The sequence below is a fragment of the Pseudomonas sp. 50_B genome (assembly GCF_017491625.1).
GTDB classification, from domain to species: Bacteria; Pseudomonadota; Gammaproteobacteria; order Pseudomonadales; family Pseudomonadaceae; genus Aquipseudomonas; species Aquipseudomonas danubii.
The window spans coordinates 132,626-152,415 of sequence record NZ_JAFGYX010000015.1; the positions used below are offsets into that span (position 1 = coordinate 132,626).

Annotated in this window: 22 protein-coding genes; 11 read left to right on the forward strand and 11 right to left on the reverse strand. The window is 63.7% G+C overall.

Annotated elements, in window-relative coordinates:
- Positions 1 to 34 precede the first annotated feature (34 nt).
- Positions 35 to 985: a thioredoxin-disulfide reductase gene (gene trxB / locus J5M73_RS21135; RefSeq protein WP_102864732.1), complete on the reverse strand. Its 951-nt coding sequence runs from the start codon at positions 983 to 985 to the stop codon at positions 35 to 37.
- A 295-nt stretch (positions 986 to 1,280) separates the two neighbouring features.
- On the opposite strand from trxB, the gene J5M73_RS21140 reads away from it, so the two are divergent.
- The 6 genes from J5M73_RS21140 to cysG all read left to right on the forward strand — a co-directional run bounded on the left by J5M73_RS21140 (position 1,281) and on the right by cysG (position 8,803).
- A complete protein-coding gene (locus J5M73_RS21140; RefSeq protein ID WP_102864733.1) occupies positions 1,281 to 3,689 on the forward strand; it encodes a DNA translocase FtsK in 2,409 nt (802 codons plus the stop codon).
- 68 nt (positions 3,690 to 3,757) lie between these two features.
- On the forward strand, positions 3,758 to 4,381 hold the full coding sequence (lolA, locus tag J5M73_RS21145) for an outer membrane lipoprotein chaperone LolA (RefSeq protein ID WP_102864734.1): 624 nt from the start codon (positions 3,758 to 3,760) through the stop codon (positions 4,379 to 4,381).
- Between the two features lie 33 nt (positions 4,382 to 4,414).
- Positions 4,415 to 5,740: a replication-associated recombination protein A gene (locus tag J5M73_RS21150; RefSeq protein WP_102864735.1), complete on the forward strand. Its 1,326-nt coding sequence runs from the start codon at positions 4,415 to 4,417 to the stop codon at positions 5,738 to 5,740.
- Positions 5,737 to 6,111 carry a fluoride efflux transporter CrcB gene (gene crcB / locus J5M73_RS21155; RefSeq protein WP_041119048.1) on the forward strand — a complete coding sequence of 125 codons (375 nt, stop codon included), beginning with the start codon at positions 5,737 to 5,739 and terminating at the stop codon, positions 6,109 to 6,111. Before J5M73_RS21150 ends, crcB begins: the two co-directional genes overlap by 4 nt.
- Before the next feature lie 16 nt (positions 6,112 to 6,127).
- Positions 6,128 to 7,408: a serine--tRNA ligase gene (gene serS / locus J5M73_RS21160; RefSeq protein WP_102864736.1), complete on the forward strand. Its 1,281-nt coding sequence runs from the start codon at positions 6,128 to 6,130 to the stop codon at positions 7,406 to 7,408.
- Positions 7,409 to 8,803 (forward strand): siroheme synthase CysG, encoded by a 1,395-nt coding sequence (cysG, locus tag J5M73_RS21165; RefSeq protein WP_102864737.1) that lies wholly within the window; start codon positions 7,409 to 7,411, stop codon positions 8,801 to 8,803.
- A gap of 71 nt (positions 8,804 to 8,874) precedes the next feature.
- Here cysG and J5M73_RS21170 read toward each other — a convergent pair whose 3' ends face one another.
- The 6 genes from J5M73_RS21170 to tusD form a co-directional block, all read right to left on the reverse strand.
- Positions 8,875 to 9,876 (reverse strand): glutathione S-transferase family protein, encoded by a 1,002-nt coding sequence (locus J5M73_RS21170; RefSeq protein WP_207816080.1) that lies wholly within the window; start codon positions 9,874 to 9,876, stop codon positions 8,875 to 8,877.
- 88 nt (positions 9,877 to 9,964) lie between these two features.
- Positions 9,965 to 10,966 (reverse strand): glycosyl transferase family protein, encoded by a 1,002-nt coding sequence (locus tag J5M73_RS21175; RefSeq protein WP_102864739.1) that lies wholly within the window; start codon positions 10,964 to 10,966, stop codon positions 9,965 to 9,967.
- Positions 10,963 to 11,298 (reverse strand): TusE/DsrC/DsvC family sulfur relay protein, encoded by a 336-nt coding sequence (locus J5M73_RS21180; protein ID WP_207816082.1) that lies wholly within the window; start codon positions 11,296 to 11,298, stop codon positions 10,963 to 10,965. Before J5M73_RS21180 ends, J5M73_RS21175 begins: the two co-directional genes overlap by 4 nt.
- A complete protein-coding gene (tusB, locus tag J5M73_RS21185) occupies positions 11,295 to 11,591 on the reverse strand; it encodes a sulfurtransferase complex subunit TusB (protein WP_207816086.1) in 297 nt (98 codons plus the stop codon). The genes J5M73_RS21180 and tusB overlap by 4 nt, the downstream gene beginning before the upstream one ends.
- Positions 11,591 to 11,953 carry a sulfurtransferase complex subunit TusC gene (gene tusC / locus J5M73_RS21190; RefSeq protein ID WP_102864741.1) on the reverse strand — a complete coding sequence of 121 codons (363 nt, stop codon included), beginning with the start codon at positions 11,951 to 11,953 and terminating at the stop codon, positions 11,591 to 11,593. Before tusC ends, tusB begins: the two co-directional genes overlap by 1 nt.
- A 1-nt stretch (position 11,954) precedes the next feature.
- Positions 11,955 to 12,347: a sulfurtransferase complex subunit TusD gene (gene tusD / locus J5M73_RS21195; protein WP_102864742.1), complete on the reverse strand. Its 393-nt coding sequence runs from the start codon at positions 12,345 to 12,347 to the stop codon at positions 11,955 to 11,957.
- A 186-nt stretch (positions 12,348 to 12,533) separates the two neighbouring features.
- Between tusD and J5M73_RS21200 the strand changes: the two genes are divergently transcribed.
- A complete protein-coding gene (locus tag J5M73_RS21200) occupies positions 12,534 to 13,283 on the forward strand; it encodes an SDR family oxidoreductase (protein WP_102864743.1) in 750 nt (249 codons plus the stop codon).
- Positions 13,284 to 13,295: 12 nt separating this feature from the next.
- Here the strand turns inward: J5M73_RS21200 and J5M73_RS21205 are convergent, their stop codons facing one another.
- From J5M73_RS21205 to J5M73_RS21220, 4 genes are all read right to left on the reverse strand, one after another.
- Positions 13,296 to 14,000, reverse strand: a complete 705-nt coding sequence (locus J5M73_RS21205) for a YoaK family protein (RefSeq protein WP_102864744.1) — start codon at positions 13,998 to 14,000, stop codon at positions 13,296 to 13,298.
- 42 nt (positions 14,001 to 14,042) lie between these two features.
- A complete protein-coding gene (locus J5M73_RS21210) occupies positions 14,043 to 14,378 on the reverse strand; it encodes a DUF6388 family protein (RefSeq protein ID WP_102864745.1) in 336 nt (111 codons plus the stop codon).
- A gap of 36 nt (positions 14,379 to 14,414) precedes the next feature.
- On the reverse strand, positions 14,415 to 14,915 hold the full coding sequence (locus tag J5M73_RS21215; RefSeq protein WP_060840109.1) for an RDD family protein: 501 nt from the start codon (positions 14,913 to 14,915) through the stop codon (positions 14,415 to 14,417).
- Between the two features lie 101 nt (positions 14,916 to 15,016).
- Positions 15,017 to 15,925 (reverse strand): LysR family transcriptional regulator, encoded by a 909-nt coding sequence (locus J5M73_RS21220; RefSeq protein WP_102864746.1) that lies wholly within the window; start codon positions 15,923 to 15,925, stop codon positions 15,017 to 15,019.
- 125 nt (positions 15,926 to 16,050) lie between these two features.
- On the opposite strand from J5M73_RS21220, the gene J5M73_RS21225 reads away from it, so the two are divergent.
- The 4 genes from J5M73_RS21225 (at position 16,051) to J5M73_RS21240 (ending at position 19,574) form a co-directional block, all read left to right on the forward strand.
- Positions 16,051 to 17,199: a muconate cycloisomerase family protein gene (locus tag J5M73_RS21225; protein WP_180988469.1), complete on the forward strand. Its 1,149-nt coding sequence runs from the start codon at positions 16,051 to 16,053 to the stop codon at positions 17,197 to 17,199.
- A gap of 10 nt (positions 17,200 to 17,209) precedes the next feature.
- Positions 17,210 to 17,500: a muconolactone Delta-isomerase gene (catC, locus tag J5M73_RS21230; RefSeq protein WP_016966965.1), complete on the forward strand. Its 291-nt coding sequence runs from the start codon at positions 17,210 to 17,212 to the stop codon at positions 17,498 to 17,500.
- Positions 17,501 to 17,551: 51 nt separating this feature from the next.
- Positions 17,552 to 18,481 carry a catechol 1,2-dioxygenase gene (gene catA / locus J5M73_RS21235; protein WP_060840106.1) on the forward strand — a complete coding sequence of 310 codons (930 nt, stop codon included), beginning with the start codon at positions 17,552 to 17,554 and terminating at the stop codon, positions 18,479 to 18,481.
- A gap of 136 nt (positions 18,482 to 18,617) precedes the next feature.
- Entirely contained in the window at positions 18,618 to 19,574 is a 957-nt protein-coding gene (locus tag J5M73_RS21240) for an AraC family transcriptional regulator (RefSeq protein WP_102864748.1), read from the forward strand.
- The last annotated feature ends 216 nt before the right edge of the window (positions 19,575 to 19,790 follow it).

Below are 19,790 nucleotides of genomic sequence, written 5' to 3' on the forward strand. Positions count from 1 at the left end.
CGATGATGGCCCGCCACAAGCGTAGGGCGAGGGCTTAGTTGTCGTCGAGGAATTTTTCTGCGTCCAGAGCTGCCATGCAGCCGGCACCGGCGGACGTAATGGCCTGGCGGTAGACGTGGTCGGCCACATCGCCGGCGGCGAACACTCCCGGGATGCCGGTGGCGGTGGCATTGCCTTCGCTGCCACCCTTGATCAGCAGGTAGCCGTCACGCATCTCCAGTTGCCCCTGGAACAGGTCGGTATTGGGCTTGTGGCCGATGGCGATAAATACCCCGGCCAACGCCAGGTCCTTGGTGGCTCCGCTTTGGCTGTCCTTGAGGCGGGCGCCGGTCACGCCGCTAGCATCACCCAGCACCTCGTCCAGATGCTGGTTCCAATGCAGGCGGATATTGCCGTTGGCGGCCTTGTCGAACAGTTTGTCCTGGAGGATTTTCTCTGCGCGGAGCTTGTCGCGCCGGTGCACCAGGTGCACTTCCTTGGCGATGTTGGACAGGTACAGAGCCTCTTCAACGGCGGTATTGCCACCACCCACCACTGCCACCACCTGATTGCGATAGAAAAAGCCGTCGCAGGTGGCGCAGGCGGAAACCCCTTTGCCGGCAAACGCTTCTTCCGATGGCAGGCCCAAGTACTGCGCCGACGCGCCGGTGGCGATGATCAGCGCGTCGCAACTGTAGGTACCGCTGTCGCCGATGAGGATAAACGGCCGTTGCTGCAACTGAGCGGTGTGGATGTGGTCATAGACGATCTGGGTGTCGAAGCGCTCCGCGTGTTTCTGCATGCGCTCCATCAGCACCGGGCCGGTCAGGCCTTCGACGTCACCAGGCCAGTTGTCGACATCGGTGGTGGTGGTCAGTTGGCCACCGGCTTGCAAGCCGGTGATCACTGTCGGTTTGAGGTTGGCGCGCGCGGCATAAACGGCGGCGCTGTAACCGGCAGGGCCGGAGCCCAGAATGATCAGGCGTGAATGCTTCGCTTGGTTCATAAAAACACCTCATAAGCCTTTGTCACAAAAGAGAATGCATGCTCCAATTGAACAGTGCGTATTACGCAATTGGCTATGCTTAACAGACTGTTCTGACGTGGCATGGTGTGAACAAACCCGTACAATACGACGATGTACCAGGCTTATTCAGAATTGCACCGTTTCAGAAGCAAGGGGCAGAGTGTTAAAAGTAGCCCCAGTTACGCCGGTCAACTTTATTTACCTGCTCGGATTGAGCAGTATCTTGTAGTCAATCACCCGTTGGACGCGCTTATGGCGCAGGAAAAGACGCGTTTTGAAGAAATCCACCGCAGCACCTAAACCTGTTGTTCCGCTCTGGCGTCAGCAATTGCACTACCGGCTCAAGGAAGGTGCATTGATCGCCATTGGAGCCCTGTGCCTGTTCTTGATGATGGCACTTTTGACCTACGGTAAAGATGATCCGGGTTGGAGTCATAACAGCAAGATCGAAGATGTGCAGAACTTCGGCGGTCCCGCCGGCTCTTACAGCGCCGATATCCTGTTCATGGTGTTGGGTTACTTCGCTTATATCTTCCCGTTGCTGTTGGCGATCAAGACTTACCAGATCTTCCGCCAGCGCCATGAACCCTGGCAGTGGAGCGGCTGGCTGTTTTCCTGGCGGCTGATTGGCCTGGTGTTCCTGGTGCTGTCCGGCGCTGCGCTGGCCCATATCCATTTTCATGCCCCCACCGGCCTGCCTGCCGGTGCCGGTGGTGCCCTGGGCGAAAGCCTGGGTGACCTGGCCAAGAATGCCCTGAACGTGCAGGGCAGTACCCTGATGTTCATTGCCCTGTTCCTGTTCGGCCTGACGGTGTTCACCGACCTGTCGTGGTTCAAGGTGATGGACGTCACCGGCAAGATCACTCTCGACTTGTTCGAACTGTTCCAGGGCGCGGCCAATCGTTGGTGGGATGCTCGCGTTGAGCGCAAGCAACTGGTGGCGCAATTGCGCGAAGTGGATGCCCGGGTCGATGAGGTGGTGTCCCCGAGCATTGCCGACAAGCGCGAGCAGGCCAAGGTCAAGGAGCGTCTGATCGAGCGCGAGCAGGCTTTGAGCAAGCACATGTCCGAGCGCGAGAAGCAGGTGCCGCCGGTGATCACGCCGGTAGCGGTCAAACCGCCAGAGCCCAGCAAGCGCGTGCAGAAAGAGAAGCAGGCGCCGCTGTTCGTCGACAGCGCAGTGGAAGGCACCTTGCCGCCGATCTCGATTCTTGACCCGGCGGAAAAGAAACAGCTCAATTATTCGCCCGAATCCCTGGCGGCCGTCGGCCATCTGCTTGAAATCAAGCTCAAGGAGTTCGGCGTCGAAGTTGCGGTGGATTCCATCCATCCCGGCCCGGTGATTACCCGTTACGAAATCCAGCCGGCGGCCGGGGTGAAAGTCAGCCGTATCGCCAACCTGGCCAAGGACCTGGCCCGTTCCCTGGCGGTGACCAGTGTGCGGGTGGTGGAAGTGATTCCCGGCAAGACCACCGTGGGCATCGAGATCCCCAATGAAGACCGGCAGATCGTGCGCTTCTCTGAAGTGCTCTCGACCCCGGAATACGACAACTTCAAATCCCCGGTCACCCTGGCCCTGGGCCATGACATCGGCGGCAAGCCGATCATCACCGACCTGGCGAAAATGCCGCACCTGTTGGTGGCCGGTACCACAGGTTCCGGTAAGTCGGTGGGGGTCAACGCGATGATCCTGTCGATCCTGTTCAAGTCCGGCCCGGAAGACGCCAAGCTGATCATGATCGACCCGAAGATGCTCGAACTGTCGATCTACGAAGGCATTCCGCACCTGCTGTGCCCGGTGGTCACCGACATGAAGGACGCAGCCAACGCTCTGCGCTGGAGCGTGGCGGAGATGGAGCGGCGCTACAAGCTGATGGCCAAGATGGGGGTGCGCAACCTTTCGGGCTTCAACGCCAAGGTCAAGGAAGCCATCGACGCCGGCACACCACTGGCCGATCCGCTGTACAACCGCGAAAGCATCCACGACGAAGCGCCGCTGCTGACCAAGTTGCCGACCATCGTCGTGGTGGTGGACGAATTCGCCGACATGATGATGATCGTCGGCAAGAAGGTTGAAGAACTGATCGCCCGTATCGCCCAGAAGGCCCGGGCCGCCGGTATCCACTTGATCCTCGCGACCCAGCGGCCGTCGGTGGACGTGATCACTGGCCTGATCAAGGCCAACATCCCGACCCGCATGGCGTTCCAGGTGTCGAGCAAGATCGACTCGCGGACCATCATCGACCAGGGCGGCGCCGAACAACTGCTGGGCCACGGTGACATGCTCTACATGCCGCCGGGCACCAGCCTGCCGATTCGCGTCCACGGCGCCTTCGTCTCCGACGATGAAGTGCACCGCGTGGTGGAGGCCTGGAAACTGCGGGGCGCGCCGGAATACAACGACGACATCCTCAACGGTGTCGAAGAGGCGGGCAGCGGTTTCGAAGGCAGTAGCGGCGGTGGCGACGGCGATGATCCGGAAGCTGACGCGCTCTACGACGAAGCCGTGCAGTTCGTCCTGGAAAGCCGCCGGGCCTCGATCTCGGCGGTACAGCGCAAGCTGAAGATTGGCTACAACCGCGCTGCCCGGATGATCGAGGCCATGGAAATGGCTGGGGTGGTGACGGCGATGAACACCAACGGCTCCCGCGAAGTGCTGGCGCCGGGCCCGATGCGCGACTGATCCCTGTTTCGTTTTCAGCGGCGTGATGCCACGCCGCTCGCATACCCATCCAATTTATGAGGAATTCCATGCGCCTGATTCGCATGTTGCTGCTGCCGGTACTGGCTGTGACCTCCCTGTCGGTCCACGCCGACCCCAAAGACGTGGCGCGCCTGACCCAGTTGCTGGAAAAGTCCCAGACCCTGACCGCGCGTTTCTCCCAGCTGACCCTGGACGGCAGCGGCACCCAGTTGCAGGAAACCGCCGGCGAGATGTCCCTGCAGCGCCCGGGCCTGTTCTACTGGCACACCGATGCGCCACAAGAACAGCTGATGGTTTCCGACGGCCAGAAAGTTTCCCTGTGGGACCCGGACCTGGAGCAGGTGACCATCAAGAAGCTCGACCAGCGCCTGACCCAGACTCCGGCCCTGCTGTTGTCCGGTGATGTGTCGAAGATCAGCGAAAGCTTCGACATCACCTCCAAGGAGGCCGGTGGCGTGATGGACTTCACCCTCAAGCCGAAAACCCGCGACACCTTGTTCGACAGCCTGCGCCTGTCGTTCCGCAACGGCATGATCAACGACATGCAGTTGATCGACAGCGTCGGCCAGCGCACCAATATCCTGTTCACCGGGGTCAAGGCCAACGAAGCGATCCCGGCGTCCAAGTTCAAGTTCGACATCCCCAAGGGTGCCGATGTGATCCAAGAGTAAGCAGCCGCAACCGCAAGGTTTCGAAGGTAGTCCATGGACCTGTTTCGTAGTGCCCCGATCGCCCAGCCACTGGCCGCACGCTTGCGTGCGACCAACCTGGACGAGTACGTCGGTCAGCAGCACCTGCTGGCTCGGGGCAAGCCGCTGCGTGAGGCCCTGGAGCAGGGTGCCCTGCATTCGATGATCTTCTGGGGCCCTCCGGGAGTGGGCAAGACCACCCTGGCGCGGCTGCTGGCGGAAGTCTCGGATGCTCACTTCGAAACCGTCTCGGCGGTGCTGGCCGGGGTCAAGGAGATCCGCCAGGCGGTGGAAATCGCCAAGCAGCAGGCCGGGCAATACGGACGGCGGACCATTCTGTTTGTCGATGAAGTGCATCGTTTCAACAAGTCCCAGCAGGATGCCTTCCTGCCCTACGTGGAAGACGGCACGCTGATCTTTATCGGTGCCACCACGGAAAACCCGTCCTTCGAACTCAACAATGCGCTGCTGTCCCGGGCCCGGGTCTATGTGCTCAAGAGCCTGGATGAAGCGGCCCTGGGCACCCTGGTACAGCGCGCCCTGACTGAGGAGCGCGGTCTGGGCAAGCGCCAGTTGCGCCTGAGCGACGAAGGCTTCCAGATGCTGCTGTCGGCGGCCGATGGCGATGGCCGGCGCATGCTCAATCTGCTGGAGAACGCCTCGGACCTGGCGGAAGACGGCGGCGAGATCGGCGTTGATCTGTTGCAAAGCCTGCTGGGGGATACCCGCCGGCGTTTCGATAAGGGCGGCGAAGCATTCTACGACCAGATTTCCGCGTTGCACAAATCGGTGCGCGGCTCCAACCCCGACGGCGCCCTGTACTGGTTTGCGCGCATGCTCGACGGCGGCTGCGACCCGCTGTACCTGGCCCGGCGCGTGGTGCGCATGGCCAGCGAGGACATCGGCAACGCCGACCCGCGGGCGCTGAGCCTGTGCCTGGCGGCCTGGGATGTGCAGGAGCGCCTGGGCAGCCCCGAAGGCGAGCTGGCGGTGGCCCAGGCCATTACCTACCTGGCCTGTGCGCCGAAAAGCAACGCCGTGTACATGGGCTTCAAGGCCGCCATGCGCGCCGCTGCCGAGCACGGCTCCCTGGAAGTGCCGATCCATCTGCGCAACGCCCCGACCAAGCTGATGAAGCAGTTGGGTTACGGCGACGAGTACCGCTACGCCCACGACGAGCCGGATGCCTACGCCGCCGGTGAAGACTATTTCCCCGAAGAGCTCGAGCCTTTGCCGCTCTACCAGCCGGTGCCCCGTGGCCTGGAACTGAAGATCGGCGAGAAGCTCAAGCACCTGGCCGCCCTGGACCGGGCCAGCCCCTTGCAGCGGAGAAAACCGTGATCCCCCTGATCCTCGCAGTTTCCGCCGGCGGCGTGGCCGGTACCCTGTTGCGCTTCACCACGGGCAACTGGATCAACGCCAATTGGCCGCGGCACTTCTATACCGCGACGCTGGCCGTTAATATCGTGGGCTGCCTGCTGATCGGCGTGTTGTACGGACTGTTCCTGGTCCGTCCGGAAGTGCCGATCGAAGTGCGTGCCGGTTTGATAGTGGGCTTCCTCGGTGGCCTGACGACTTTTTCATCCTTTTCACTGGATACCGTGCGTCTGCTGGAAAGCGGACAAGTGGCGCTGGCCCTGGGCTATGCGGCACTGAGCGTATTCGGCGGGCTGCTTGCTACCTGGGCCGGCCTGTCCTTGACCAAACTTTGATAAACGAGAGAACGACATGCTCGATTCCAAACTGTTACGTAGCAACCTCCAGGACGTAGCGGATCGTCTGGCATCCCGCGGCTTTGCCCTGGATGTGGCACGCATCGAAGCGCTGGAAGAACAGCGCAAGACCGTGCAGACCCGCACCGAGCAACTGCAGGCTGAACGTAACGCGCGCTCCAAGTCCATCGGCCAGGCCAAGCAACGCGGCGAAGACATCGCCCCGCTGATGGCCGACGTTGAGCGCATGGGGAACGAGCTGAGCACCGGCAAGGCCGAGCTGGAAAACATCCAGAGCGAACTGGACTCGATCCTGTTCGGCATTCCCAACCTGCCTCACGAATCGGTGCCGGTGGGTGAAGACGAGGACGGCAACGTTGAAGTGCGCCGCTGGGGCACTCCGACCACCTTCGACTTCCCGATCAAGGACCACGTGGCCCTGGGCGAAACCCACGGCTGGCTGGATTTTGAAACCGCGGCCAAGCTGTCCGGCGCGCGCTTCGCCCTGTTGCGCGGCCCTATCGCCCGTCTGCACCGCGCCCTGGCGCAGTTCATGATCAACCTGCACACCGGCGAGCACGGCTACGAAGAGGCCTACACTCCGTATCTGGTACAGGCCCCGGCCCTGGTGGGCACCAGCCAGCTGCCGAAGTTCGAGGAAGACCTGTTCAAGATCACTCGCGAAGGCGAAGCCGATCTGTACCTGATCCCGACCGCCGAAGTGTCCCTGACCAACATCGTCGCCGGCGAGATCCTCGATCCGAAGCAACTGCCGCTGAAGTTCGTCGCCCACACCCCGTGCTTCCGCAGCGAGGCCGGTGCTTCGGGCCGCGACACCCGCGGCATGATCCGCCAGCACCAGTTCGACAAGGTCGAGATGGTCCAGGTGGTCGAACCTTCGACTTCGATGGAAGCCCTGGAAGGCCTGACCGCCAACGCCGAAAAGGTCCTGCAACTGCTGCAACTGCCGTACCGCGTACTGGCCCTGTGCACCGGCGACATGGGCTTCAGCGCGGTCAAGACCTACGATCTGGAAGTCTGGGTGCCGAGCCAGGACAAGTACCGCGAGATCTCCTCGTGCTCCAACTGCGGCGACTTCCAGGCCCGTCGCATGCAGGCGCGCTTCCGCAACCCGGAAACCGGCAAGCCGGAGCTGGTTCACACCCTCAACGGTTCCGGCCTGGCCGTGGGCCGCACCCTGGTGGCGGTGCTGGAAAACTATCAGCAGGCCGACGGCTCGATCCGTGTGCCGGACGTGCTGAAACCGTACATGGGTGGTCTTGAGGTCATCGGCTAAATGGAATATTTGCCGCTGTTTCACAACCTTCGCGGCAGTCGTGTGTTGGTGGTCGGTGGAGGGGAGATTGCCTTGCGCAAATCCCGTCTGCTGGCCGATGCCGGTGCGCAGCTGCGAGTGGTCGCACCTGAAATAGAAGCGCAATTGCAGGAACTGATCGTCGCCAGCGGCGGTGAGTCCCTGCTGCGCGGGTATGTCGAGGCCGACCTCGACGGCTGCATCCTGATCATCGCCGCCACCGACGACGAATCCCTCAATGCCCAGGTTTCCGCCGATGCCCATCGGCGTTGCGTCCCGGTCAATGTGGTGGACGCGCCGGCCCTGTGCAGCGTGATCTTTCCCGCTATCGTCGACCGTTCGCCGCTGGTCATCGCGGTCTCCAGCGGCGGCGATGCGCCGGTGCTGGCGCGCCTGATCCGGGCCAAGCTGGAAACCTGGATTCCTTCCACCTACGGCCAGTTGGCCGGGTTGGCGGCGCGTTTTCGGGCCCAGGTCAAAGGACTGTTTCCGGATGTGCAGCAGCGCCGGGCGTTCTGGGAGGATGTATTCCAGGGCCCCATCGCTGATCGCCAACTGGCGGGGCAGGGCGCGGAGGCCGAACGTCTGTTGCAGGCCAAGATTGCCGGCAAGGCGCCCCATGCGCCGGGCGAGGTGTATCTGGTGGGTGCGGGCCCGGGTGATCCGGACTTGCTGACCTTCCGCGCCCTGCGCCTGATGCAACAGGCCGACGTGGTGCTCTACGACCGTTTGGTGGCGCCGGCGATTCTCGACCTGTGCCGCCGCGATGCCGAGCGCATCTACGTTGGCAAGCGCCGCGCCAATCATGCCGTGCCTCAGGAGCAGATCAACCAGCAACTGGTGAACCTGGCCCGGCAAGGCAAACGCGTGGTGCGGCTCAAGGGTGGCGATCCGTTCATCTTTGGTCGTGGCGGCGAAGAGATCGAAGAACTGGCGGCCCAGGGCATTCCATTCCAGGTGGTGCCGGGGATTACCGCGGCCAGCGGTTGCTCGGCCTATGCCGGGATTCCCCTGACTCACCGTGACTACGCGCAGTCGGTGCGCTTTGTCACCGGTCACCTCAAGGACGGCACCAGCAACCTGCCCTGGAGCGACCTGGTGGCACCGGCCCAGACCCTGGTGTTCTACATGGGCCTGGTGGGCTTGCCGACCATCTGCGAGCAACTGATCAAGCACGGGCGCAGCGCCGACACGCCGGCGGCCCTGGTTCAGCAGGGCACCACCAGCAACCAGCGAGTGTTCACCGGCACCCTGGCCAACCTGCCGACGCTGGTGGCGGAGCACGAAGTGCACGCGCCGACCCTGGTGATCGTTGGCGAAGTGGTCCAGCTGCGCGAGAAGCTGGCCTGGTTCGAAGGCGCCCAGTCCGAGGTCTGAAAAGCTTCGCCGGCAAGCCGGCTCCTACAGATCCCACTGTTGTAGGAGCCGGATTGCCGGCGAAAGCGTCCTCAACCCCTGCACCACACCCCCATCCCGCTCAACCGTTGCCGATCATGGCCGCGACTGAAGTCCTGCAACGGCCCCTTTGGCACGATCCCGGTCGGATTGATGGTGCTATGGCTGGCGTAGTAGTGCCCCTTGATATGGGTAAAATCCACCGTTTCGGCAATTCCCGGCCATTGATACAGCTCCCGCAGCCAGTTCGACAGGTTCGGGTAATCGGCAATCCGCCGCAGGTTGCACTTGAAGTGGCCGTGGTACACCGCATCGAAACGGATCAGCGTGGTGAACAGCCGCACATCGGCTTCGGTCATGTACTCGCCAGCCAAGTAGCGCTGTTTGTCCAGCAACGCTTCCAAGGCGTCCAGCTCGGCGAAGACATCATCGAACGCCGCCTCGTAGGCCTGTTGTGACGTGGCGAATCCGGCGCGGTACACGCCATTGTTCAGCGCGGGGTAGATGCGTGCGTTGAGTTCATCGATGCGTGCGCGCAATGGCTGCGGATAAAAATCCAGGTCATTGCCGGTCAGGCCGTCAAAGGCGCTGTTGAACATGCGGATGATCTCCGCCGACTCGTTGCTGACGATGCGCTGTTGCTGCTTGTCCCACAGCACCGGCACGGTGACGCGACCGGTGTAGTCGGCGCTGTCGGCGGTATAACGCTGGTGCATGAAATTAAAGTGATCCAGCGCATCACCGCTGGAGCCGTAGGCGCTGTCGAAGGTCCAGCCGTGCTCGCGCATCAGCCAGCTGACCACCGAGACATCGATCAACTGTTCCAACCCTTTGAGCTTGCGCAGGATCAGGGTGCGGTGGGCCCAGGGGCAGGCCAGGGAGACATACAGATGATAGCGCCCGGCCTCGGCGACAAAGCCACCTTCGCCACTGGGGCCCGGACTGCCATCGGCGGTGATCCAGTGCCGGCGTTGCGCCTGTTCCCGTTGGAAGGCGCCGTCCTTGCCGCTTTCGTACCACTGGTCATGCCAGCGCCCATCGATCAGCAGTCCCATGGAATGCTCCTCAGCTATTGTGCGTTGGAGTGCAGTCTATGCCCCTGGGTTCGAACAAAAAGCGCAAAGCATGGGCGGTTTTGATCGATTAAATCGATCTGTCCCGGGCATCCCAATACTGCTGGGCCAGCGCGAAGGCCTGCTCCCGTGGCGTGCCCAAACCGCGCAAGGCCAGGGCCATGGTCGCCAGCAGGGCCAGTTGCGGGTAACTGTCCTCAACATCACCGCGCCACAGCGCCAGGAGGTGCTCGGGTTCCAGGCTGGCCGGCTTCACATGGCGTTGTGCCGACAATGCCGGCCACTCTTCGTCCCAGCTAACCCCGCCGGTGCTGCCGTACAGATGGCTGGTGGTGTCCGGGTTGATCTCGATCTCGCCGCCGTCGCCCTTGATCACGATGACGTTGTCCCCCAGCAGGCCGCTGGCATCGCGGTGCACTGCCTGGTAGCCGGGGTGGAAGATGCTCTGCAGGCCGCAACGGGCGCCCAGGGGATTGAGAATGCGCGCCAGGGAATGGATCGGTGAGCGCAGGCCGAGGATGTTGCGCAAATCGATCATCCGTTGCAGCTGTGGCGCCCAGTCGCCTAGCGGCATGAAGGCCAGGTTGCCCTGGTCCAGTGCCTGGCTGACCGATGACCAGTCACGGCACAGGGGAATCCCCAGGGGCTCCAGCAACTGTTCGGTGTACAGGCGCCCGGCGGTATGGGCGCCGCCGCCGTGGAGCAGGATGCGCACGCCGCTCTGCGCCAGGCATTTGGCCGCCAGCAGGTACCAGGGCAGATGGCGCTTCTTGCCGGCGTAGGTCGGCCAGTCGAGGTCCAGGGCGATCGCCGGGGCGTTCAGGCGCTGGCGCAAGGCCTCGGTGAAGCCTGCCAGCTCTTCCGGACTTTCTTCCTTGTGCCGCAGCAGCATGAGAAAGGCGCCCAGCTGAGTGTCCTCCACCTTGTCGTCTAGCAGCATGCCCATGGCTTCCCGGGCTTCCTCGCGGGTCAGGTTGCGCGCACCGCGCTTGCCTTTGCCCAGGATGCGCACGAACTGGGCAAAAGGGTGTTCTTGCGGGGTCTGGGTGAGCAGGGGGGCGAAATCGTTCATAGGCAATTGGTCGGCTTTGGCAGGCCCGCCAGCTTGGCGGCAAGTTTGGCTGGAGTGCCTTTGAACAGTCGGTTCAGGTGCAGGCTGTTGCCCTTGTCCGGGCCCAGCTTGAGGGCGGTGTACTTGATCAGCGGGCGGGTGGCTGGGGACAGCTGGAACTCTTTATAGAAGCCCTGCAGCAGTTCGAGGATTTCCCAATGCTCCGCGCTCAGCTCCAGCTCTTCGTTGGCGGCCAGGGCTTGGGCTACGTCGGCGGACCAGTCGTCGAGATTGACCAGGTAACCGTCCTTGTCCAGTTCGATGGCGCGAGCGCCCGCAGTCAGGGTACTCATAGCCAGGTATTGACCTTGTCATGCTCAATCGACAGCTCGACGAAGCCTGGGTAATCCACCGCACGGGCCCAGGTCGGCAGCTCCAGTCCCCGGGCTTGCAAGTCCTCTTCCAGCACATACAGCTCCAGGCCGCTGCGGGCGCCCAGTTCGCCGTAAAGAGTGGTGCCCGGCTGCAGGGCATAGGCGGCATCGCCGCACAGCAGCAGGCCATCGGCGCTGCCCAGCAGGCGCAGGCAACTGCTCAGGCGGGTGTCGGTGAAGGGCGAGTGGGACAACACATGCAAGGTCGACATCAGAGGGTAATCACCTGGTCAAAACGGTCGATGATCCCGGCCAGTTCCGGGGCGTTGAGCAGCTGTACCGCGTCAAGGCTCAAGGTTGCCGGGTCCAGACCACGAGCAGCAAGGCTGGCGCTACAGGCAAACAGTTCGTCGACGCCGAACAGCGACAGCGCCTGCAGGTTGGCGCTCAGGTCTTTCTGGCGCAGCAGCGACGCCTGTTGCCCCGGCGCCAGTTGCAGCACGCCATCGTCGAGAAACAGCAGGCCGATCGGCAGGTCGAAGGCACCGCCGGCCAGGACGATATCCAGGGCCTCCCGAGCACCGGGGCCGGACCAGGGGGCCTGACGGCTGATCAGCAACAGGGATTTGGCCATTTCACGCCCCTCCAAAACAGATCAGGCGGTCGGCGGCCTGTACCGCGTCATGCAACTGGCCGAGCCCCGACAGTTCCCAGGGCGCCTCGACGTTCACCGCCGTGCGCTGATAGCGCTGGGCTTCGTCGGCGTTCAACACACCCCGGCGCAGGGCGGCGGCGATGCACACCACACCATCGAGCTGATGTTGCTCGACAAATTCGCGCCATTCCCGGGGCAGGTCCTGTTCGTCCTGGGGCGTGACGATGCTGTTGGCGGCGTTGTAGACGCCGTCCTGGTAGAAAAACAGCCGGACAATCTCATGCCCGCCCGCCAGCGCCGCCTGGGCGAACAGCAGGGCGCGGCGCGAGGACGGCGCGTGAGCGGCGGAGAACAGGGCGATGGCGAACTTCATGACGGACTCGATGGATAAAACTGCGGCCATGATAAAGCTTTCTCCGTGGATCGGCTAAACCCCTTTCGTCCCGAAGGCTCTGGCTCCGGGAGCTCAGGACATATCGGGTAAAGCTTTGCCCGGGCCCTGAAGCAGCAACCAGGGATAGACTCGCGCCTTCAATCAACCTGGGACAAGGAGCAAGGGATGATGGATTTGAATTCGGCGGTGGTGGTGGTCACCGGTGCCGGTCGTGGTCTGGGCGCGGCACTGGCCATCAGTCTGGCGGACCTGGGCTGCAAACTGATTCTCTGTGGGCGTAACCCTGAAGCCCTGGCGCAGGTGAGTGCGGCCATTGAGACGCGCACCGGCCAGGCCGCCGATTGCGTGGTGGTGGATCTGGCCAGCAGCGACAGCGTCAAGGCGGCCCTGGCGGAGATTCATGTGCGTCAGCCCCAGGTGGACATTCTGATCAATAACGGCGCCATGTGGCTGGAGGCCAGCGAGCAGCCCCACAGCGCGGCCGAGGTCACCGGAGTGATCGATGCGGCCCTGACGGGCACCTTCCTCCTGACCCAGGGCCTGATGCCGGCGCTCAAGGCCTCCACGCGTCCGGACATCGTCACCATCGGCTCCATCAGCGGCCTACCCAATGCACCGCTGCACAGCGTGTCGCTGCCGTTCTACGCGGCCAAGCACGGGCAACTGGCCCTGGCCGACGGTCTGCGCCAGGTGCTCAAGGGCACGCCGGTGCGTTCGCTGTGTGTGCATCCGCCGTATCTGGAGGATATTTCGCCGCTGGACCCGGCCTGGCAGCAGGTTCCGGCACGACAGAAGGGCGAGCAGGGCACCAACCGTGACGTGGTGGAAGCGGTGGTCTTCGCCCTGACCCGACCGCGGCACATCAGCCTGTCATCGATCGTCATCGATACCGACAGCGGCGGTCTGTTCGACTGACGGCGGCGCAGTTCAGCGGGTCTTGTAGCCCAGTTGCCAGCGGCGCGGAATCTTCAGTGACGCGATGCCCAGCAGGGCGGCAAGCAACCCGCTGACATACAGCGCCTGGAGCCCCAGGTGCTGTTCCAGCAGGGCCCCCAGCACCGCTCCGGCGAACATCCCGCTCCACGGCACCAGCTGTACCCGCCAGCCGTTGCGCCGTTCGCCGAGCACCCAGCGCCCCAGCCCGCGGCCAAAGCGCGACAGGGCCCCGGTGACGTAGGTCAGGCCGATGGGCAGGCCGTTCACTTCCTCCACCGCCGCATTGAGCATGCCCATGGCGATGATGGCCGCCAGCAGGGCCGGCAATTGCTGCTCGAAAGGCCAGGCGGCGGAGGCGCAGAGCAAGGCGCCAATGCTCAGCAGCAAGGGCAGGGCGCGGTGCCCGGCCAGGCGGCTGACCACCACGCCCAGGGCGTTGCCGACGACAAAGGTCGCCACCAGCAGCAACAGGCGCAGCACCAGGGCCGGTTCGCCATCGCTGATGGCCACCGCCATGCGCGTGGTGTTGCCGCTCATGAAAGACACGAAATCCCCGGTGGCCATGAAGCCGATGGCGTCGGTCATGCCAGCCAGCACCGAAAGGCAAGCCACCAGCCCGAGGCCGACCCGCCCGCGCCATTTCTGCGTGTGCTGCAGGGCGGCGCTGGCCGATTGGGTGGAAGTCGAAGGCAACATCGTCGGTTCTCCTGAACAGGGACTACGGGGGACGCGTGCAGGTCAAGGTTGTGGATCGAGAGGATGCAGGGCGCAGTATTCATCCCACGGCATGCCGGCCATTTCCGCCACTTCCCTGTGCACTTCAAGGCGCTGGGCGTGGAATTCCTCGGGGCTTGCGGCGGTCAGTTGCAGGGTCAACTCCCAGGCGAACAGCCCCAGGCGCTCGGCTTCGGCTTCAAAGGCTTCATGCAGGCGTTCGTTGCGGTACTGCTCGGGCGTCTCGCCCTTGACCTGGGCCTCCAGCGGATTGAGCTTGTCCAGGGCTTCGCGCAGTTCGGGGCGGGCGGCGAGAAATCTTTCCAAGGCTATTTCGTGGTGCAGGGCATCGGCGGGCATCGGGGCTCCTTGAGGGGAACGGGCAGTCTTCAGGCATCAAGCCCGGGACAGAGGGTGTGCTGGCATTTCACTGCGTATCTGCTGCAGATCCTTGTGCGGGATCACGTAGGTGCGGGCGAGCATATCGCCTATTCGCTGGCAGCGGCTTGATTCCACGCAGGCCATCAGCGGGACAAAGGCGAACGCGGCCTCCAGATAGCGGGTGGCGCTTCTGATCAGTACCTGGATCAGCGTCGGCGGCGTTCCGGCGGCGTTGATCACCACCAGGCCCAGGGCACACTTGCCGGGCGTGCGGCCCTTGAAGAAATACTCCCAGGCCACGAAGTACAAGGGCCAGACCAGCATGAACAGCATTGAGTGCAGGTAGGGCTCCAGCCCCGTCTGTTGCGCGAGGTCGAGCAAGCGTCTGACCGGCTGCCACGCCAGCACCCCGTGCAGGCTCAGCGACAGGAGCACATACACCGCCAGCGCCAGCACCTGGTCGAGCATGAAGGCGGCGGCGCGGCGCAGGATCAGTCGGGTTCTTGAGACTTCCATGGTCGATTCCAGAGTTTTTCCATCATGTCGGGCGCAGTGTAATCCCCGCAGGGCGGGGAGTAGCAGTGGTTTTGGCGGGGGCCTACTGCACCCGCACCGAGTCAGCTGACCACGGGCTGTTCGCGACCGATCTCGCTGCGCAGTTGGGCAATCAGGTGCAGGCAGTGGGTGAGCCCCGGCGACGGCTCGCCGACCCGGCGGCTGAGGATGATCGGCGAGGTGGCCTCGGGTTCCTGCAGCGGGCAAAAACCGATGTCGTCGCGATGCAGCACCTGCACCGAGGCCGGCACCAGGGTGATGCCGATCCCGGCGCCCACCAGGCCGATGGCGGTCTGCAATTCATTGGTCCACTGGGCGATCTTCAGGTTCAGGCCACGGGCATTGAACAGTGCGATCACATGGTCGGCGTAGCTCGGGCGCGGGTTGGCCGGATACAGCACGAAGGGCTCGTTGGCCAGTTGCTCAAGGCTCAGCTCTTGTCCCAGCAAGGGATGGCCGGCGGGCAGGGCGACCACCAGCCGATCCTCGGTCAGTACCCTCTGCACGATGGCCGGGTCGTCGATGTGAATCCGCCCGAAGCCGATATCGATGCGTCCCGCCTTCAAGGCTTCCACCTGTTGCAGGGTGGTCATTTCCGACAATCCCAGTTCCAGCTCCAGGGTCTCGTTGCTGCGCAGGCGGCGGATCAGTTGCGGCAGCACACCGTACAGGGTCGAGGGAGCAAAACCGATGCCCAGCCAGGTCTTGTGCCCCAGGCCGATGCGCCGGGTGTTGTCGCAGACCTTGCCCAACTGCTCCAGCACCCGGTTGGAATGCTCATAGAAAAACCGCCCGGCGGCGGTCAGGCGCAGCGGCCGGCCACGCTCCAGCAACAACACCCCCAACTCGTCTTCCAGTTGCTGGATCTGCCGGCTCAAGGGCGGTTGGGCAATGTGCAGGCGCTCGGCGGCGCGGGTGAAATTGAGGGTTTCCCCCAGCACCTGGAAGTAGCGCAGGTGACGCAGTTCCATGACAGCTCTCCAGTGGTGATATGCATACCTTAAAGGTATCAAGCCAGACCAATTCTATATTGGAACCCCGGAAAAAGCCGGGACAGAATCGAGCGCAGAACTTCAAGAACCTCACGGGTATGGATATGCACGCTTCTGCCATTGAATCGATCGAAACGATCATCGTCGATCTGCCGACCATTCGTCCCCACAAGCTGGCCATGCACACCATGCAGAACCAGACCCTGGTGCTGATCCGCCTGCGCTGCGCCGACGGCATCGAAGGCCTGGGGGAATCCACCACCATCGGCGGCCTGGCCTATGGCAACGAAAGCCCGGACAGCATCAAGACCAACATCGACCGCTTCTTCACCCCGCTGCTGATCGGTCAGGACGCCAGCAACATCAACGCCGCCATGCTGCGCCTGGAGCAGAGCATCCGCGGCAACACCTTCGCCAAGTCCGGGATCGAAAGCGCCTTGCTCGATGCCCAGGGCAAGCGCCTCGGGCTGCCGGTCAGCGAACTGTTGGGCGGCCGGGTGCGCGATGCGCTGCCCGTGGCCTGGACCCTGGCCAGCGGCGACACCGCCAAGGACATCGCCGAAGCCGAAAAGATGCTCGACCTGCGCCGCCACCGCATCTTCAAGCTGAAGATCGGTGCCGGTGAAGTGGACCGCGACCTGGCCCATGTGATCGCCATCAAGAAGGCCCTGGGCGACCGCGCCAGCGTGCGGGTCGACGTCAACCAGGCCTGGGACGAAGCTGTGGCCCTGCGCGCCTGCCGCATCCTCGGCGGCAACGGCATCGACCTGATCGAGCAACCGATTTCCCGCAACAACCGCGCCGGCATGGTGCGCCTGAATGCCAGCAGCCCGGCGCCGATCATGGCCGACGAATCCATTGAATGTGTGGAAGACGCCTTCAACCTGGCCCGGGAAGGTGCGGCCTCGGTGTTCGCCCTGAAGATCGCCAAGAACGGCGGTCCCCGCGCCACCCTGCGCACCGCGGCGATTGCCGAGGCGGCGGGTATCGGCCTGTACGGCGGCACCATGCTCGAAGGCGGCATCGGCACCCTGGCCTCGGCCCACGCCTTCCTGACCCTGAACAAACTGAGCTGGGACACCGAGCTGTTCGGCCCGCTGCTGTTGACCGAGGACATCCTCGCCGAGGCGCCGGTGTACCGGGATTTCCACCTGCATGTCTCACGGGCACCGGGCCTTGGCCTGAGCCTGGACGAAGAGCGCCTGGCGTTCTTCCGTCGCGACAAAACCACCCCCGTGCTGCATCACACCTGAGGAGGGCTGCATGCTATTCCACGTGAAAATGACCGTGAACCTGCCGGTCGACATGAACCCCGAGCGCGCCGCGCAACTGAAGGCCGAGGAAAAGGCCCTGGCCCAGCGCCTGCAGGCCGAAGGCAAGTGGCGCCACCTGTGGCGCATTGCCGGGCTGTACGCCAACTACAGCGTGTTCGACGTCGACAGCGTGCAGGAACTGCACGACACCCTGATGCAATTGCCGCTGTACCCGTACATGGCCATCGAAGTTAACGCCCTGTGCAGGCATCCTTCGTCCATTCATGAGGATGACCGCTGAGTTCGCATCAGCCCGTTCACCACTCTAATAAATACAAGATGAGGATTAATCATGAACGTCAGAATTTCCCAGACTGCCAGCGCCCAGCGTTTTCTTGAAGAAGCCAGCGGCCAGTTCACCGAAGGCGGCAACCCCCGGGCCAAGGCCATCGTCTACCGCATCCTGCGGGACACCGTGAACATCATCGAAGACCTGAACGTCACCCCGGAAGAGTTCTGGAAAGCCGTCAACTACCTCAACGTCCTCGGCGCCCGCCAGGAAGCCGGTCTGCTGGCCGCGGGCCTGGGCCTGGAGCACTACCTGGACCTGCTGATGGACGCCGCCGACGAACAGGCCGGCAAGACCGGCGGCACCCCGCGCACCATCGAAGGCCCGCTGTACGTGGCCGGCGCGCCCCTGAGCCAGGGCGAGGCGCGCCTGGACGACGGCCTCGACCCGGGCGTGGTGCTGTTCATGCAAGGGCAGGTGACCAACACCGCCGGCCAGCCCCTGGCCGGGGCTGTCGTCGATGTCTGGCACGCCAACACCGGCGGCACCTATTCCTACTTCGACGGCAGCCAGTCGGAGTTCAACCTGCGCCGGCGCATCGTCACCGACGCCGAGGGCCGCTACCGTTTTCGCAGCATCGTGCCGTCCGGCTACGGCTGCCCGCCGGAAGGCCCGACCCAGCAACTGCTGGATCAACTGGGGCGTCACGGCCAGCGCCCGGCGCACATCCACTTCTTCATCTCCGCCGATGACCATCGCCACCTGACCACCCAGATCAACCTGGACGGCGACCCCTACCTGCACGACGACTTCGCCTACGCCACCCGCGACGAGCTGATCGCCAAGATCACCTTCAGCGAGGACCAGGCCCGGGCCAAGGAGTTGGGCGTGAGCGGCCGCTTCGCGGAAATTCACTTCGACTTCACCCTGCAGTCCTCGGCCCAGCCGCAAGAACAGCAGCGCCACGAACGGGTGCGTGCCCTGGAGGACTGAAGCGCCGACCCTGCTTGACCCGGCCACGGAGCACCGACCTAGGTGCCCGTGGCTTTTGCCGTTATGCCTGGCCTGACGAGACTGCGTTGCGTGCCTGAAACGCAGACCTGATAAGCACCATCAGAGTGACCCGATCATGCAAATGCATCTGTTGAGTGAACGCAGCCGCGTGTTTGTTCAAGCCGATCCCCATGCCGTGTCCGGTTACGTCAATCAGCACGTGGGCAGCCACTGCATCCGCCTGCCCCGGGCGGGCCAGCCCCAGGCCAGCCTCAACCATCGGGCCCTGGCCAGCCTGGACCTGTGCAGCCTCAGCTATGGCGGCAGCGTACGCGTCACCTCGCCGGCGCTGGAAAGCATCTACCACCTGCAAGTGCTGCTGCGCGGCCACTGCCTGTGGCGCAGCCGCGACCAGGAACACTGCTTCGCCCCGGGGGAACTGCTGCTGATCAACCCCGACGACCCGGTGGACCTGACCTATTCCGACGACTGCGAAAAATTCATCATCAAGATTCCCACGCCCCTGCTGGAAGCCGCCTGCCAGGAACAGCGCTGGCAGTACCCGGGGCAGGGCGTGCGCTTTCTGCGCCAGCGTTACCAACTACAGGAACTGGAAGGCTTCGTGCCCCTGCTGAGCCTGTTGTGCCAGGAGTCCGAAGCCCTGGAGGCCATGCCCAAGGTGCAGGAGCACTACGCGCACATCCTGGTGAGCAAACTGCTGGGCCTGATGCAGACCAATGTCCAGCGCGGCACCCTGAGTGCCTCGGCGGCGACCTTCGAACGCATTGCCGACTACATCGAGCGCAACCTCAAGCGCGACATCGGTTGCGAAGAGCTGGCGCAACAGGCGTGCATGAGCCTGCGTTCGCTGTACGCGCTGTTCGAACGCAACGTCCGCACCACGCCGAAGCACTACATCCGCCAGCAGAAACTGCAACGGGTGCACGCCTGCCTCAGCGACCCGCACAGCCCGGTGCGCAACGTCACCGAACTGGCCCTGGACTTCGGTTTTTCCCACCTGGGCCGCTTCGCCCAGAGCTACCGCCAGCAATACGGCGAACGGCCGTCCGACACCCTCAAGCGTCGCCACTGACCGGCCCTTCCGACCTGTGCCTGGCGATCACCCGGCAGACCTTCGGCGTCCTTGGGATCCCTGCGTCTCCTGCGGAGCCGTTCGCAGCCTGCGGCAGCGGCTACACCCCTGTAGCCGCTGCCGAGCCTGCGAGGCTGCGAAAAGGTCCGCAGGACCTTGCCTGGCGATCGCCAACCGAGCCTTTAGCGGCCTTGAGACCCTTGCGTCCCTTCGGGC

Excerpts from the sequence above, each read along its gene's own strand:
- trxB (WP_102864732.1), bottom strand. The coding sequence starts at position 985 with ATGAACCAAGCGAAGCATTCACGCCTGATCATTCTGGGCTCCGGCCCT.
- lolA (WP_102864734.1), top strand. The coding sequence starts at position 3,758 with ATGCGCCTGATTCGCATGTTGCTGCTGCCGGTACTGGCTGTGACCTCC.
- J5M73_RS21150 (WP_102864735.1), top strand. The coding sequence starts at position 4,415 with ATGGACCTGTTTCGTAGTGCCCCGATCGCCCAGCCACTGGCCGCACGC.
- serS (WP_102864736.1), top strand. The coding sequence starts at position 6,128 with ATGCTCGATTCCAAACTGTTACGTAGCAACCTCCAGGACGTAGCGGAT.
- cysG (WP_102864737.1), top strand. The coding sequence starts at position 7,409 with ATGGAATATTTGCCGCTGTTTCACAACCTTCGCGGCAGTCGTGTGTTG.
- J5M73_RS21170 (WP_207816080.1), bottom strand. The coding sequence starts at position 9,876 with ATGGGACTGCTGATCGATGGGCGCTGGCATGACCAGTGGTACGAAAGC.
- J5M73_RS21175 (WP_102864739.1), bottom strand. The coding sequence starts at position 10,966 with ATGAACGATTTCGCCCCCCTGCTCACCCAGACCCCGCAAGAACACCCT.
- J5M73_RS21180 (WP_207816082.1), bottom strand. The coding sequence starts at position 11,298 with ATGAGTACCCTGACTGCGGGCGCTCGCGCCATCGAACTGGACAAGGAC.
- tusB (WP_207816086.1), bottom strand. The coding sequence starts at position 11,591 with ATGTCGACCTTGCATGTGTTGTCCCACTCGCCCTTCACCGACACCCGC.
- tusC (WP_102864741.1), bottom strand. The coding sequence starts at position 11,953 with ATGGCCAAATCCCTGTTGCTGATCAGCCGTCAGGCCCCCTGGTCCGGC.
- tusD (WP_102864742.1), bottom strand. The coding sequence starts at position 12,347 with ATGAAGTTCGCCATCGCCCTGTTCTCCGCCGCTCACGCGCCGTCCTCG.
- J5M73_RS21200 (WP_102864743.1), top strand. The coding sequence starts at position 12,534 with ATGATGGATTTGAATTCGGCGGTGGTGGTGGTCACCGGTGCCGGTCGT.
- J5M73_RS21205 (WP_102864744.1), bottom strand. The coding sequence starts at position 14,000 with ATGTTGCCTTCGACTTCCACCCAATCGGCCAGCGCCGCCCTGCAGCAC.
- J5M73_RS21210 (WP_102864745.1), bottom strand. The coding sequence starts at position 14,378 with ATGCCCGCCGATGCCCTGCACCACGAAATAGCCTTGGAAAGATTTCTC.
- J5M73_RS21215 (WP_060840109.1), bottom strand. The coding sequence starts at position 14,915 with ATGGAAGTCTCAAGAACCCGACTGATCCTGCGCCGCGCCGCCGCCTTC.
- J5M73_RS21220 (WP_102864746.1), bottom strand. The coding sequence starts at position 15,925 with ATGGAACTGCGTCACCTGCGCTACTTCCAGGTGCTGGGGGAAACCCTC.
- J5M73_RS21225 (WP_180988469.1), top strand. The coding sequence starts at position 16,051 with ATGCACGCTTCTGCCATTGAATCGATCGAAACGATCATCGTCGATCTG.
- catC (WP_016966965.1), top strand. The coding sequence starts at position 17,210 with ATGCTATTCCACGTGAAAATGACCGTGAACCTGCCGGTCGACATGAAC.
- catA (WP_060840106.1), top strand. The coding sequence starts at position 17,552 with ATGAACGTCAGAATTTCCCAGACTGCCAGCGCCCAGCGTTTTCTTGAA.
- J5M73_RS21240 (WP_102864748.1), top strand. The coding sequence starts at position 18,618 with ATGCAAATGCATCTGTTGAGTGAACGCAGCCGCGTGTTTGTTCAAGCC.